This window comes from Micromonospora sp. NPDC049662, assembly GCF_040675055.1.
GTDB lineage: Bacteria > Actinomycetota > Actinomycetes > Mycobacteriales > Micromonosporaceae > Micromonospora.
The window spans coordinates 1-13704 of record NZ_JBFAOC010000041.1 but is presented as its reverse complement, the minus strand read 5'-3'; the positions used below and the strand labels follow the sequence as shown (position 1 = coordinate 13704).

Annotated in this window: 12 protein-coding genes; 3 read left to right on the top strand and 9 right to left on the bottom strand. The window is 72.9% G+C overall.

What is annotated here, in order from left to right:
- Positions 1 to 26: 26 nt before the first annotated feature.
- Genes AB0J36_RS25000 through AB0J36_RS24985 form a run of 4 tightly spaced genes read right to left on the bottom strand, consistent with a single transcriptional unit; the run spans position 27 to position 3422 of the window.
- A complete protein-coding gene (locus tag AB0J36_RS25000) occupies positions 27 to 797 on the bottom strand; it encodes a CbiX/SirB N-terminal domain-containing protein (protein ID WP_357175439.1) in 771 nt (256 codons plus the stop codon).
- Positions 794 to 1555: a phosphoadenylyl-sulfate reductase gene (locus AB0J36_RS24995; RefSeq protein ID WP_357125848.1), complete on the bottom strand. Its 762-nt coding sequence runs from the start codon at positions 1553 to 1555 to the stop codon at positions 794 to 796. The genes AB0J36_RS25000 and AB0J36_RS24995 overlap by 4 nt, the downstream gene beginning before the upstream one ends.
- Complete coding sequence (locus AB0J36_RS24990) at positions 1552 to 1713, bottom strand: hypothetical protein (RefSeq protein WP_355050529.1); 162 nt, start codon at positions 1711 to 1713, stop codon at positions 1552 to 1554. The genes AB0J36_RS24995 and AB0J36_RS24990 overlap by 4 nt, the downstream gene beginning before the upstream one ends.
- Entirely contained in the window at positions 1710 to 3422 is a 1713-nt protein-coding gene (locus tag AB0J36_RS24985; protein ID WP_357175330.1) for a nitrite/sulfite reductase, read from the bottom strand. The genes AB0J36_RS24990 and AB0J36_RS24985 overlap by 4 nt, the downstream gene beginning before the upstream one ends.
- Positions 3423 to 3799: 377 nt before the next feature.
- Here AB0J36_RS24985 and AB0J36_RS24980 point away from each other — a divergent pair, with 377 nt between their 5' ends.
- A complete protein-coding gene (locus tag AB0J36_RS24980; protein ID WP_357175442.1) occupies positions 3800 to 5251 on the top strand; it encodes a glycosyltransferase family 39 protein in 1452 nt (483 codons plus the stop codon).
- Between the two features lie 249 nt (positions 5252 to 5500).
- Here the strand turns inward: AB0J36_RS24980 and AB0J36_RS24975 are convergent, their stop codons facing one another.
- Positions 5501 to 7096, bottom strand: a complete 1596-nt coding sequence (locus tag AB0J36_RS24975; RefSeq protein ID WP_357125854.1) for a histidine kinase N-terminal domain-containing protein — start codon at positions 7094 to 7096, stop codon at positions 5501 to 5503.
- A gap of 30 nt (positions 7097 to 7126) precedes the next feature.
- Positions 7127 to 8158 carry an SIS domain-containing protein gene (locus AB0J36_RS24970; RefSeq protein ID WP_357126547.1) on the bottom strand — a complete coding sequence of 344 codons (1032 nt, stop codon included), beginning with the start codon at positions 8156 to 8158 and terminating at the stop codon, positions 7127 to 7129.
- Between the two features lie 181 nt (positions 8159 to 8339).
- Between AB0J36_RS24970 and AB0J36_RS24965 the strand changes: the two genes are divergently transcribed.
- Entirely contained in the window at positions 8340 to 10169 is a 1830-nt protein-coding gene (locus tag AB0J36_RS24965) for a tetratricopeptide repeat protein (protein ID WP_357125857.1), read from the top strand.
- Positions 10170 to 10233: 64 nt separating this feature from the next.
- On the opposite strand, the gene AB0J36_RS24960 is transcribed toward AB0J36_RS24965, so the two are convergent.
- Complete coding sequence (locus tag AB0J36_RS24960; RefSeq protein ID WP_357125861.1) at positions 10234 to 11817, bottom strand: MDR family MFS transporter; 1584 nt, start codon at positions 11815 to 11817, stop codon at positions 10234 to 10236.
- 112 nt (positions 11818 to 11929) lie between these two features.
- On the opposite strand from AB0J36_RS24960, the gene AB0J36_RS24955 reads away from it, so the two are divergent.
- On the top strand, positions 11930 to 12541 hold the full coding sequence (locus AB0J36_RS24955; protein WP_357125864.1) for a helix-turn-helix domain-containing protein: 612 nt from the start codon (positions 11930 to 11932) through the stop codon (positions 12539 to 12541).
- An 11-nt stretch (positions 12542 to 12552) separates the two neighbouring features.
- On the opposite strand, the gene AB0J36_RS24950 is transcribed toward AB0J36_RS24955, so the two are convergent.
- Positions 12553 to 13062: a GNAT family N-acetyltransferase gene (locus AB0J36_RS24950; RefSeq protein WP_357125867.1), complete on the bottom strand. Its 510-nt coding sequence runs from the start codon at positions 13060 to 13062 to the stop codon at positions 12553 to 12555.
- Positions 13059 to 13280 carry a biotin/lipoyl-binding carrier protein gene (locus AB0J36_RS24945; protein ID WP_007464729.1) on the bottom strand — a complete coding sequence of 74 codons (222 nt, stop codon included), beginning with the start codon at positions 13278 to 13280 and terminating at the stop codon, positions 13059 to 13061. The genes AB0J36_RS24950 and AB0J36_RS24945 overlap by 4 nt, the downstream gene beginning before the upstream one ends.
- Positions 13281 to 13704: the final 424 nt, after the last annotated feature.

The window sequence follows — 13704 nt, the reverse complement described above, 5'->3', positions numbered from 1 at the left end:
CAAAACCGACCGGGTCGGACGAGCGGTCAGGCCGGCTCGTCGACCCGGCTCAGCACCAGCTCTGCCAACTCGGGCGCATCCGTCAACGGGGCCGCCACCGCCACCGCGCCGGCCGCCCGCGCCGAGGCGGTCACCGCGTCGTGGAACAGGCCCGGCGCGAGAAAGTACGCGGACACCGCGACCCGACGCGCGCCCCCCGCCCGCAGCCGCGTCACCGCCACACCCGTCGCCGGCGGGGCCGCCGAGGCGTACGACACCCGGCAGGGCACCCCGAACTCAACGCCGAGCGCATCGGCCACCCGGCCCACGGAACCGCGCGCACGCGCGTCCCGGGTGCCCGCGGCGGCCAGCACCAGGGCGTCGAAGCGCCCCGGCGCGACCTCCCCGAGCCGACGACGCAGCCCCGCCAGCAGGGCCGGCGTCACCGTCCCGTCCGCCGGGCCGAGCACGTCGGTCACCCGTACCGTCAGCGCTGCTCCGGCCGTCGTCGCGGCGGTCACCGCCGCCGGGATGTCCACCCGACGGTGGTACGCGGCGGTCAGCAGTAGCGGCACCACCACCGCACGCCGGTGCCCCGCCTGGACCAGCGTGCGCAGCACCTCGGTCGGCCCCGGCTCGGTGTGGTCCAGCCAGCTCGCCCACACCGACAGGCCGGGCCGGGCCGCCGACACCGCCCGGGCCAGCGCCCGGGTGGCCTCGGCGGCTCGTGGATCCCGGCTGCCGTGCGCCACCAGCACCACCGGGACCGCCCCGCCGGCCGCACCGGGGCCGGTCGGGGTCGTCGACGACGAGGTCAGACGTGCAGCCCGCACTCGGTCTTCTCGAACATGGCCCAGCGGCCAGCGCGCGGATCCTCGCCGGCCTTCGTCCGGCGGGTGCACGGCCAGCAGCCGATCGAGCCGTACCCCTGCTTGAACAGCTCGTTGACCGGCACGTTCCAGCGGGCGATGTAGGCGTCCACGTCCCCCTGCGACCAGGCCGCGATCGGGTTGACCTTGACCTTGCCGCGCCGCGCGTCGAACGTCACCACCGGCGTGTTGGCCCGGGTCGGCGACTCGTCCCGACGCAGACCGGCGGCCCAGGCGTCGTACCCGGACAGGGCCCGCTCCAACGGCTCCACCTTGCGCAACTGGCAGCAGTCGTCCGGCGACTTGTTGAACAGTCGCGGACCGTACTGGCCGTCCTGCTGCCCCACGGTGAGCCGGGGTCGGATCGACCGGACGTTCACCGGCAGCGTACGGGCGACCTCGTCGCGTACGCGGAGCGTCTCGGGGAAGTGCAGACCGGTGTCGAGGAAGACCACGTCCACGCCCGGGGCGACCCGGGACACCAGGTGGGCCAGGACGGCGTCGGCCATCGAACTGGTGACGCAGAACCGGTCGCCGAAGGTCTGCGCCGCCCAGCGGGCGATCTCCAGCGCGGGAGCGCCCTCCAGCTCCCGACCGGCGTCCTCGGCCAGCACGCGCAGCTCGTCCGGACTGCGCAGGGACGGGTCGGCAGGCTTCGGACCACCCGGGCCGACCAGGCGCAGGCTTGCTGCGGAGACGAGGCTCATCGGGTCACCGTCCGGGAGAGCAGCCCGGTGAACTTCACCGAGAAGACCCGGGCGCAGGCGTGGCACTCCCAGGCGCCGTGCCCCGCCTCGTGCGGCCGCAGGTCCTCCTCGCCGCAGTACGGGCAGTACAGGGGTGCCGCTCGGTTCTCGCTGCTCACCGCAGTTCCTCCTCGTCGACTCTGATCACCCAGTTGGCGAACGTCTCGCCCTCGTTCCGCCCGGCCAGGTAGCGGCGGGCCAGCCGTTCCACGTACTCGGGAAGCTCCTCGGCGGTGGTCTTCAGGCCTCGCAGCTTGCGGCCGAAACCGGCGGTCTGCCCCTGGGCCATGCCGAGGCCGCCGCCCAGGTGCACCTGGAAGCCCTCCACCTGCCGGCCGTCCGGGCCGACCACCAGCTGACCCTTGAGGCCGATGTCGGCGACCTGGGTGCGGGCGCAGGCGTTCGGGCAGCCGTTGATGTGGATCGAGATGTCCGCGTCGAAGTCGCGCAGCCGCTGCTCCAGCCGGGCCACCAGCTCCTCACCGCGAGCCTTGGTCTCGACGATGGCGAGCTTGCAGTACTCGATGCCGGTGCACGCCATCGTGCCGCGACGCCACGCCGACGGCCGGGCCTCCAGGCCGATGCCGCGGAGCGCGTCGACGAGCGACTCCGTCCGCGCCGTCGGCACGTCGAGCACCAGCAGCTTCTGGTACGGAGTGAGCCGCACCCGGTCGCTGCCGTGCGCCTCGACCACGTCGGCCAGTTGGCTGAGCTGCGCGCCGGAGACCCGCCCGACCACCGGGGCAGCACCCACGTAGTTCCGCCCATCGGCCTGCTCGTGCACACCCACGTGGTCGATCGGCTTCGACGGCAGGGTCGGCGCGGGGCCGTCGAGCAGCGTACGACCGAGGTAGTCCTTCTCCAGGACCTCGCGGAAGCGCTCGACGCCCCAGTCCGCGACCAGGAACTTCAGCCGGGCCCGGTTACGCAGCCGGCGGTAGCCGTAGTCACGGAAGATGCCGACCACGCCGGCCCAGACGTCCGGTACCTCGGCCAGCGGCACCCAGACGCCGAGCCGCTGGGCGAGCATCGGGTTGGTGGAGAGGCCGCCACCGACCCAGACGTCGAAGCCGGGGCCGTGCTCGGGGTGGTCGACACCGAGGAACGCGATGTCGTTCGACTCGTACGGGGTGTCGACCAGCCAGGAGATCGACGTCTTGAACTTGCGGGGCAGGTTGGAGTACTGCTTGTCACCCACGTACCGGGCAACGATCTCGTCGACCGCCGGGGTCGGGTCGAGCAGCTCGTCGCGGGCCACCCCGGCGACCGGGCTGCCGAGCACGATGCGCGGGCAGTCGCCGCACGCCTCGGTGGTCTGCAGGCCGACCGATTCGAGCCGACGCCAGATCTCCGGCATGTCCTCGACGCGGATCCAGTGGTACTGGATGTTCTGCCGGTCGGTGATGTCGGCGGTGTCCCGGGCGAACTCCCGGGAGATGTCCGCGATGACCCGCAACTGGGCCAGGCTGAGCTGGCCGCCGTCGATGCGGACGCGGAGCATGAAGAACTCGTCCTCCAGCTCGTGCGGCTCCAGCACGGCGGTGCGCCCGCCGTCGATGCCCGCCTTGCGCTGGGTGTAGAGGCCCCACCAGCGGAACCGGCCGCGCAGGTCCTGCGGGTCGATGGAGGCGAAGCCACGGTGCGCGTAGATGTTCTCGATCCGGGCCCGAACGTTGAGCGGGTCGTCGTCCTTCTTGATCCGCTCGTTGGGGTTGAGCGGCTCACGGTGCCCGAGCGCCCACTGGCCCTCGCCCCGGGGCCGGCGCGGCGGCCGGGCGGGCCGGGCCGTCGGGTCCTCGGGCCGGGCCGGGATGCTGCTGACCGCCATCGCGGCGTCCTCCGTTGTCTGCTGTGCCTCGGGGCACGCGCGGGGCGCGACGGCCGGCCCGACGAAGCGGGCGGGACAACGGTGTCTTCAGACAGCCGGCGCGGAGCGCGCCCGAGACAGATTGGTCGGGCGTCGTCAGTGAGCCGGACAGATGGCGCTGCGCACGCGGCCGTAGTCGACGTGGCGACGAGCCACGAAGCGGCGGACGACAGCGGCGGTCATGCGCCCATGCTGCCACACCGGGTAGGGCCCGGCCAATGTCCACGTGCGGCATCCCACATCACGGGCCAGCCAACTCGCGGCACTTCGCGGGGTGGGCCCGAGGGCCTTGGCGGCGTGGCAGGCTCGGGGCTGTGGACGGATGGTCCGGGAAGTCGATCGGGGTCGCGCGGGGCGTGCCGGTCTGGCTTCTTCCGGCGCTGCTGACCCTGGCGGTCACGCTGACCGGGATCGGTTCGGCGCAGCTCTGGCGCGACGAGCTGGCGACCTGGAGCGCCGCCACCCGGTCGCCGGAGGAACTCGCCCGACTGGCCGGGACCATCGACGCCGCCACCGGACCGTACTACCTGTTCATGCACGTCTGGGTCCTGGTCGTCGGCGACTCCACGGTCGCCCTGCGGGTGCCTGCCGCGCTGGCCATGACCGTCGCCGCGGGGCTGCTGGCCGTGCTCGGGGCGCACCTCGTCGACCGGCGCGGCGGTCTGCTCGCCGGGCTGCTGTTCGCGGTGCTGCCCAGCACCTCCCGGTACGGGCAGGAGGCCCGCCCGTACGCCCTGGCCACCGCCCTCGCGGTACTCGCCACCCTGTTGCTGGTGGCCGCGCTGCGCCGGCCGGGGTGGGCCCGCTGGACCGGGTACGGCGTCGCCGTGGCCGCGCTCGGGCTCACCCACCTGGTCGCGCTCACCCTGCTGGCCGCGCACGCGCTGGTCGTGCTGGTCACCTGGTGGGGTGGTCCCGGGGTGGCCGGCATCGCCGCGACCGGCGGTCGGGATCGGCGGGTGTGGCGGTGGGCGGTCGCGCTGGTGCCGGTCGCGCTGGTGGTGACACCGCTGCTGCTGCATGCCCGCGCGCAACGCTCCGAGCAGTTGAACTGGGTCGGCCTGGCACGGCCGGACGACCTGAGCGCGCTGCCGGGCGGCGTGGCCCAGAGCAGCGTGGTGGGCGGCCTGCTGGTCGGGGTGGCGGCGCTCGGCGCGGCCCGACTCCGACGGCGCGCCCTGCTACCGCTGAGCGCGGTGCTGCTGCCGGTCCTGCTGCTCTTCGTGGCCGGGGCGGTCGTACCGCTGTGGGTGCCCCGCTACCTGGTGTTCGTGGTGCCGTTCGCCTGCCTGCTGGCCGGCGCGGCGCTGGCGTCGGTGCCCGCGCCGGCCGCACTCGCCGTGGTGGTCCTGGCCGGGCTTCTCGGCCTCCCCGACCAGGCCGCGTTGCGGCGGACCCACGAGTGGCCGCGCAGCGCGCCGGTGGACTACGCGGGCGTCGCCCGGGTGATCGCCGACGGCCAGCGCCCCGGGGACGCCGTGGTCTACTCCCCCCGGCACAGTTGGCTCTTCCTCGATCTGGGCATCGAATACCACCTCGACGACCCGCCACGGGACGTGCTCGTCACCGAGGACGAGGTCGCCCGGGGCGATCTCTGGGCCGCCGAGTGCCCGCGACCGGCGCAGTGCCTGGCCGGCACGGCACGGGTCTGGCTCGTGGTTGCCGGGCGGCACGCCGAGCCGCTGGCCGCCGTGCCGGACGCCAAAGGCGACGCGCTGCGCGCGCAGTTCACCGTCGCCCAGGTCTGGCAGCGCCCCGGCCTGACCGTCGCCCTGCTGACCAGCCGCTGACCGACCGGCCCACCGCGCGGACCCGCGCGTCGACCGTCGGCCTGCTCGCTCGCCGGCGAGGTCGACCGTGGGCCCGACCGAGCAGGAGGCGGGCGGACCCCCGCGGCGTCGGCTGACGGCCTCATCGCCCACGAGGCGTGGCCGGCCCACTGCGATGAGCGTGATGCCGGTGAGTCATCTTGATGACTCACCGGCATCACGCTCATTCACATATCCGCTCCCCGCAAGGGCCCGCGGGCAGCGGACAGCTCAGCCCTGGGAGCGGCCGTCCGAGGCGCTGCGGCCCAGGGGGACGACCAGCAACGCCTCGGTGCCTCCGTTGACGCCCGCGCGCAGCTCGATGGTGCCGCGCAACTCCCCCGTGACCAGTGCCCGGACGATCTGGAGGCCGAGTCGGCTGCCACGTTCGGCGTCGAACTCGGGCGGCAGCCCGCGTCCGTTGTCGGTCACCGAGACGTGCAGCATCTTGCGGAACCGGTGCGCCGAGACGACCACCTCGGGTCGCAGCGACGGATCGACCTCGGGTGCGGCCACCGGCACCAGGCCCGAGGCAGCTGCGCTCACGGCTGGCTCCTCCGCCTCGTCCGCCGGTGGGAAGCCGTGCTCGACGGCATTGAGCAGCAGTTCGTTGAGCACCATCACCAGCGACGTGGCGATCTCGGCCGGCAGTACCCCGAAGCTGCCCTGGCGGCGCATCCCGACGCTCACCTCGGTCGCCGCGACCTCGGTCGCCGCGCTGGCGACCCGGTCGACGATGCCGTCGAACTCGACCGCCTCGTCGCTCGACATCGACAGCGTCTCGTGCACGAGGGCGATCGAGGCGACCCGGCGGACGGACTCCTCCAGGGCCACCCGGGCCTCCGGCATGGACACCCGGCGGGCCTGCAACCGCAGCAACGCGGCCACCGTCTGAAGGTTGTTCTTGACCCGGTGGTGGATCTCCCGGATGGTGGCGTCCTTGGTGATCAGCGCCCGATCCCGGCGGCGGACCTCGGTGATGTCCCGCACCAGCACCAGCGCGCCGATCGGTACGCCGGCGGGCATCAACGGCAGCGCCCGGGTGAGCATCGTGGCCCCGCGCGCGTCGATCTCCCGGCGGGGCGGGGCCTCGCCCCGCAGCGCGGCCAGGATCCCGGTCGCCGCCTCGGTGCCGTCGAGCGGGTCGCCGGCCAGTCGGCGGTGCAACGCCGCCAGGTCCTCACCCACCAGGTGCGAGGCGTAACCCAACCGCCGGTACGCCGACTGGGCGTTCGGGCTCGCGTAGGTGACCTTGCCCCCGGCGTCGAGGCGTACCAGGCCGTCACCGACGCGGGGCGCGGACGTTGTCTCGCCCGGGTGCCGGGGCGGCGGGAAGGTGCCGTCCGCGATCATCTGGGCGAGGTCGTCGGCCGTGGTCAGGTAGTTGAGTTCGAGCTGGCTGGGCGTTCGCGCGGTGGAGAGGTTGGTGTCCCGGCCGACCACGGCGATCACCTCGCCGGCCTCGCCGTCGGCGGTGCGCAGCCGGACCGGGATCGCCTCGTGCCGGGCGGGCACGTCGCCGTACCAGACCGGGTCTCCTTCGCGCCAGATCCGCCCCTGGGAGTAGGCGACCGCCAGGTGGGCCACCTCCGAGCCGCCGATGATGCGGCCCACCTGGTCGTCCTGGTACGCGGTCGGCGCGGTGGTGGGGCGCACCTGGGCGACGCAGAGGAACGTGCCCTCGGCGTCGACCGGCACCCAGAGCAGCAGGTCGGCGAAGGACAGGTCGGAGAGCAACTGCCAGTCACCGGCGATCCGGTGCAGGTGGTCGATGTCGGCCGGACGGAGGTGGGTGTGCTCCTCGGCGAGGTCGCGCAGCGTGGACACGGTGACCAGGGTGCCACGCCGCGCCGCGCCTCACATCGTCGCGGTGACCTTCTTCAGGCCGCGCGGCGCGTCCGGGTCCTCGCCGCGGGTGAGCGCCAACGCCAGCGCCAGGCGCTGCAACGGCAGGATGTCCAGCAGCGGGGCGTACCGCTCGTCGACCTCGGGGACGGCGAGCCGCGCGGTGCCCGGCACGTCGGCGGAGCCGACCACCACCACGTCGGCGCGGCGCTCGCCGAGCCGGGGCAGCACCTCGCCCATCGACCGGCCGCCGGGGCCGGAGCCGACCACGGCGAGGACCGGGACCTCCGGATCGGTCATCGCGAGCGGGCCGTGCAGCAGGTCGGCGCCGGAGAAGGCGAGCGCCGGCAGGTACGAGGTCTCCATCAGCTTCAGCGCCGCCTCGCGGGCGGTCGGGTAGGCGTACCCCCGGCCGGTGGTGACGAGTTGGCGGGCGAAGCGGTATCGCGGCGCGAGTTGGGCCGGGGTGTCGTCGGCGAGGGTGCGGGCGGCCAGGTCGGGCAGCGCGGCGAGCGCCTCGCTCTCGGCCGTGGGGAGTACGCCGTCGCCGGCCCGGATGCCCTCCACCAGCATCAGCAGGGCGAGCAGCTCGGCGGTGTACGTCTTCGTCGCCGCCACCGCGCGCTCGTGGCCGGCGGCGATGTCGATGCTCAGCTCGGCCGTCTCGACAAGCGGGGAGTCGGGGGCGTTGGTCACCGCGAGGGTGAGCGCGCCGGAGGCCCGCGCGGCGCGCAGCACCTCGGCCAGGTCGGGCGAGCCACCGCTCTGGCTGACCCCGACGACGAGGGCGTCGGACAGGTCGGGGCGTGCGCCGAAGAGGGTGACCACGCTCGGCGAGGCGAGCCCGGCGGGCAGGCCGAGCCGGATCTCGGTCAGGTATGCCCCGTAGAGGGCGGCGTGGTCGGAGGTACCCCGGGCGGTGAAGACGACGTGCCGTGGTCGACGCTCGGCGACGACGGCGGCCACCCGGGCGATCGCCGCCGCGTTGGCGGTGTCGAGCAGGCGCGCGTAACCGGCCGGCTGCTCGTCGATGTCGGCGGCCATTCCCGACCCTGCACGTGACACGGACACTCCCCTCCTGCGCGATTGCCGCGCGTTTCCTGCTCAGTCTTGCACCCTTCTGCTGGCCAGAGCAATTATTCGAGCAGTAGTGCGCAGTTGATCACTTGATCATCTCAATATCAACTACGCTGGCCCCGCCGAGAAACTGCGACGAGAGGACACCGTGCCCGAGGGAAGGGACAACCCCGCGCTCTCCGCGACGGAGGAGCTGGCCCTGGCCCGGCTGGCACTGGGCGAGGGTGACCTGCACCACGCCGCCCGCCACCTCGCTGGCGCGTTGGCACGAGCGCCCACCCTGCCCGAGGTGCACGAGACGCTTGCCCACCTCGCCGCGGCCGACGGAGGAGGCCTCGACCTCTTTCCGATCAACCACCACACCTTCGTGGGCGCGGTCGTCGCCCGTGCCCACCTACTGGCCGCCGCCGGCCGCCCCGCCGAAGGGCTGGAACTGCTCGCCGCCGCGACCGGCCACGCGCCGGGCGCCGAGTGGGCGGGCGTGCCCTGGGTGACCGCTCCCGAACTGGCCGAACGGCTGGACCCGGGCCGCCTGGCCCGCGTCCTCATGCAGGTCTGCGCGGCGCTCGGCGACCCGGTGCCGCGCGCCGGCCGGGCCGCCCTCACGCCGTACCTCACGCTGGCCCGCAACGCTGTCACCGTCCATCCGGAGAACGGGACGCTGCTGGGCGCGGCGTCCGCGCTGGCCCGGCGTCTCGGCGAGGTCACGCTGGCGATCCGCTGGGCCAGCCGAGGGGTACGGAGCCAGCCGTCGAAGATGGGCGAGGTCTGGCTCGGGTACGCGTACCGCAGCGCGGGACGGACCCGCGACGCCCTCGCGGCCCTGTACCGGGCAGTCGATCTGGACCCCGACGACCTGGCCGTCTATGCCGACATCGCCGGCACCCTGGCCGACATCGGCCGGCTCGACGACGCGCTGGAGTGGACCGAGCGGGCGCTGGCCCGGGACCCGACGTTCGACTGCGCGGTGCACACGACGCACCGCCTGCGGCACCTGCGCGACGGCGACGTGTCCCACCTGGTCGCGCTCGCCGACTTCATCCGTGACCACCCGGACGACAGTCACGAGCACGGCGACCTGGCCCAGTGCTGTCGGGCGCGGCCCTGGCTCGGGCAACTGACGCCGGCCGGCGGGCCCCTGCTGGACGCGCTGCGCCAGGCGGTCGCCGACGACGACAACGGCATCGGCGGTGTCGTACACCTCACGGCGGCAGCCCCACCGAGCGCACTGCGGACGGTGACGTCCGTGGCGCCTGGGCTGCACATCGAGGTGGCGGGCGCGGTCGAGCCGGACCCGCGCGAGCCCCGGCGCGCCTCCGCACGGCGGCTCTGGACCTTCACGGGGCACCTGCCGACGCCGGCGCTTCCCGGGCCCTCGGCGGTGGCGGTCGAGCGGATCGGTCAGGTGGCCCAACCGGCGTGGCCGCACCCACCCGCCGCCTACGACGCGGCGGTCGGTCTGGCCGGTCTCGACGTGGACGACCTGCTCGGGTTGCTGGTGCGTCCGCCCGCCGCGCCGGCCAACGCGCTGGGCCGGTTGCTGGCCGCGCAGGATCCGTCGATCTGGGTACGCGCCGTTCAGGTGTGGGCCTGCCTGGGGCTGCTGCACCAGCGCACCGACGAGCCCTGGGACGGCTCGACGAGACGACAGGTGCTGCTCGACCTGGTCTGGGGCGTGGAGGACTGGGTCACCGAGGCGGCGCTGTTCGCCCTGGTCACCGCCGCCTGGGTGGACCCGGAGGCGCGGTCGGACGTGGCCCGGGTGGTGGCGGAGCGGTTGGCCGACGTGGCGACGGTGGCCCAGACGCGGCCGGTGCCGATCGCGACCTCGCTGGCCCACCTCGCGCTGGCCGCCCCGGCCGTCGATCCGGTCACCACGGCCCTGGCCACCCGGATGCTCGGTGAGCGGGCCCCCCGCCTTCCCCGCCCCCGCAACCCGCTACGCCGTCTCTGGCAGCGCCTGACCCACCGACGCTGAGTGTTCCGCGCACACGCGAGAAGCGCCCCGCCGAGGATCGGCGGGGCGCTTCTTCGGGGGAGGATCAGGCGACCGGGGCCTTGCCGAGGGCGACCTCGGCGTCTTCCTCCGGTGTCGCCTGCGCCGGCGCCTCGTTGGCGGTGCGCAGCGGGATCTCCTTGATGAACCAGGCGAGCACCGGGATCGCCACGGTGAACAGCACGGCCCAGAGGAACACGTGCGAGATCGCGTCGGCCAGGCCGCTGAGGACCAGCTCCTGCGCCTGGGCGGGGAGCTGCTTGAGCTTCTCCAGGTCCATCCCACCGCCGCTGGACTCGCCGCCGAAGGCCGCGCCGGCGGCGGAGTCGGCCAGCCGGTTGGCGAAGATCGCGCCGAACAGCGAGATGCCGAACGAGCCGCCGATCGACCGGAAGAACGTGGCCGCGCCACTCGCCGCGCCCAGGTCCTTCTGCTCCACGCTGTTCTGCGCGATCAGCATCGAGGTCTGCATGAGGAAGCCCATGCCGACGCCGAGCACGACCATGTAGAGCGAGGACGTCAGCTTGCTGGTGTTGGTGTCGAGCATGGACAGCAGGGCCATGCCGCCGGCCATCACCACACCACCGACGATCGGGTACGCGCGGTACTTGCCGTTCTTGGTGATCGCCCGGCCGACGGCGAGCGAGACGACGAGCATGCCGAACATCAGTGGCAGCAGCAGCAGACCGCTGTTGGTGGCCGAGGCCCCCTGGACGGTCTGCTGGTACAGCGGCAGGAAGTTCATGGCGCCGAACATCGCGAAGCCGAGCAGGAAGCCGACCACCGAGATCAGCGCGAAGTTGCGGTTGGCGAAGAGCGTCAACGGCAGGATCGGCTCCGGGACCCGACGCTCCACCAGGCCGAACGCCACAAGCGTCACCAGCGCCAACGCGGCGAGGCCGAAGATCTGCGGCGAGGTCCAGTCGTACTCGTTGCCGCCCCACGTGGTGATCAGGACGATCGCGGTGATGCCCACCGAGAGCAGCCCGGCGCCGAGCCAGTCGATCCGGTGCTCGGTCCGGTACTTCGGCAGGTGCATGGTGGTGATGAGCACGAGCAGCGCGATGCCACCCAGCGGCAGGTTGACGTAGAACGCCCACCGCCAGGAGAGGTTGTCGGTGATGAAGCCACCGACCAGCGGGCCGGCCACCATGGCGATGGCCATGATGCCGGCGATCATGCCCTGGTAGCGCCCGCGCTCGCGGGGCGGGACCAGGTCGCCGATGATCGCCATGACGCCGACCATCAGGCCGCCCGCGCCCAGGCCCTGCACGGCCCGGAAGGCGATGAGCTGCACCATGCCGTCCTCGGGCCCGCCGAAGATCCCGGAGCCGGCCATGCCGCAGAGGGCCGAGCCGACGAGGAAGATGACGACCGAGGTCAGGAAGACCGACTTGCGGCCGTAGAGGTCACCGAGCTTGCCCCAGATCGGGGTGGAGACGGTGGTACCCAGGACGTACGCGGTGACCACCCAGGTGAAGTGGTTGAGGCCGCCGAACTCGCCGACGATCCGCGGCAGCGCGGTGCTGACGATCATGTTGTCGAGCATCGCGAGCATCATCGCGATCATCAGCCCGAACAGCACGACCCGTACATTGGGTCGCACGTCGGCCTGGGTTGCCTGAGTCATGGGTAAGCTCCCCCCGAGGTTTGTCGTACTTACTTGCCGCCCGGCTAGTCACCTTACTAGCCGCACGGTAAGTTGGATACCGGCACGCGGTCAAACGAATTGGAGGGCGTGGGTGAGGGAGAGCACAGGCGGCACCCGGGAGCGGATCAAGGCCGTCGCGTTGGAGCTCTTCACCGAGCAGGGGTACGAGAAGACCTCGCTACGGGAGATCGCCGAACGCCTCAACGTCACAAAGGCCGCGCTCTACTACCACTTCAAGAGCAAGGACGACATCGTCGCCAGCTTCGTGGAGGATCGGCTCGACCAGATGGACGCGCTGACCACCTGGGGCGAGTCACAGCCGGCGACCCTGGAGACTCGGCGCACGCTGATCTCCCGCTACGCCGACACGATGTTCGGCGGCGACATGCCCTCGGTGATGCGCTTCTTCGAGCAGAACCAGACCGTGCTCAAGAGCCTCTCCTCCGGCCAGCAGATGCGCGGCCGGATGATGCAGCTCGCCAACGCGCTCTGCCGCGGCGACGACTCCCCCGCCGCCCAACTCCGCGCCGCGCTGTCCCTCTTCGCCGTGCACACGAGCTGGTTCGCCGTACGGGCGCCGGGCATCACCGACTCCGAGCGCCGCCGGCTAGCGCTGGAGGTCGCCGACGAGTTGCTGGCCGCGATCGGCACTCCGCGAGACGGGGACGCCACCCCGACCAGCCCGGCCAACGCTCGCGGCTGACGGGCCGACGGTCAGCCGCGGGACAGCTCCAGCCGCAGGCCGAGCAGAGCCACTCCGGCCGCCGGCGACCAGTCCTTCTCCGGCGTCCGCACGAACCCGAGACGCTCGTAGAGCCGGTGGGCCGACACGGCCATCCCCGCGCGGACGCAGATCACGACCGCCGTGCAACCCAGCTCGGCGGCCCGGTCGACGCAGGCGCGCGCCAGCGCCACGCCGACACCCCGCCCCTGGGCGGCCGGGTCGACGGCCAGCATGCGGAACTCCGCCTCGCCCGGCCCGGACAGCTCGGCGAACAGGGTGCCCGGCAGCACGAAGGTCACCGAGCCGAGCACCGATCCGGTCGCCTCGTCCACCGCGACCAGCACCTCGCCGGCGGCGGCCCGGGTCGACACGTCGGCCAGTACCGCCGCGTAACCGTGCTCACCCTTGAGCTGACCATCCGCCTCGTACGCGGCCACGGTCAGGCGGGCGACCCCCGGGAAGTCGGCCGGATCGGCGAGCCGGACCAGCAGGCCGGTCAACCGATCACCGCGATCAGGTCACCGTCCTGCACCACGTCGCCCTCGTGGACGGCGAGCTGCTGGACCACGCCGTCGGCCTCCGCGACGACCGGGATCTCCATCTTCATCGACTCGAGGATCACCAGGGTGTCGCCCTCGGACACGGTGTCGCCCGCCGACGCGACGACCTTCCAGACGTTCGCCACCATCTCGGCGCGGATCTCCTCGGCCATGTCCACGGCCCTCCCTTTTCGCGATGTGCCTGCCGACGTATCCAATCACGCGAGGCTGGGGCATGGGTGCGCAGCGGCGCGGGTCGGCCCCGGCGGCAGGGACGGGGTGTCGGTCGCACTACCATCAGCGGGTCGGACCCGACGCCGGGCGGCGGCGTGGATGCAACCGGCGCGAGGCCGCGCGCGAGACGGATCCGACCCATCACGAGGAGGTCAGCATGGCGAAGAAGGCCCGGAAGAAGAAGGCCCGGAAGAAGAGCAGCGCGAACCACGGTAAGCGCCCCAACTCCTGAACGTGCCGACGGGCCGACAGCCCGTCGACGGTCAGCTCACCCCGGCCGAGGCCGGGTACACCGGTTGGCCCGGGCGGTGTGAGACCGGACCGACACCCTGTTTTTTTTTAGTGTAGGCCAAGCTAAGAACCAGAACC

Coding starts and splice junctions, on each gene's coding strand:
- AB0J36_RS24995 (WP_357125848.1), bottom strand. CDS start 1,555: ATGAGCCTCGTCTCCGCAGCAAGCCTGCGCCTGGTCGGCCCGGGTGGT.
- AB0J36_RS24985 (WP_357175330.1), bottom strand. CDS start 3,422: ATGGCGGTCAGCAGCATCCCGGCCCGGCCCGAGGACCCGACGGCCCGG.
- AB0J36_RS24960 (WP_357125861.1), bottom strand. CDS start 11,817: ATGACTCAGGCAACCCAGGCCGACGTGCGACCCAATGTACGGGTCGTG.
- AB0J36_RS24970 (WP_357126547.1), bottom strand. CDS start 8,158: ATGGCCGCCGACATCGACGAGCAGCCGGCCGGTTACGCGCGCCTGCTC.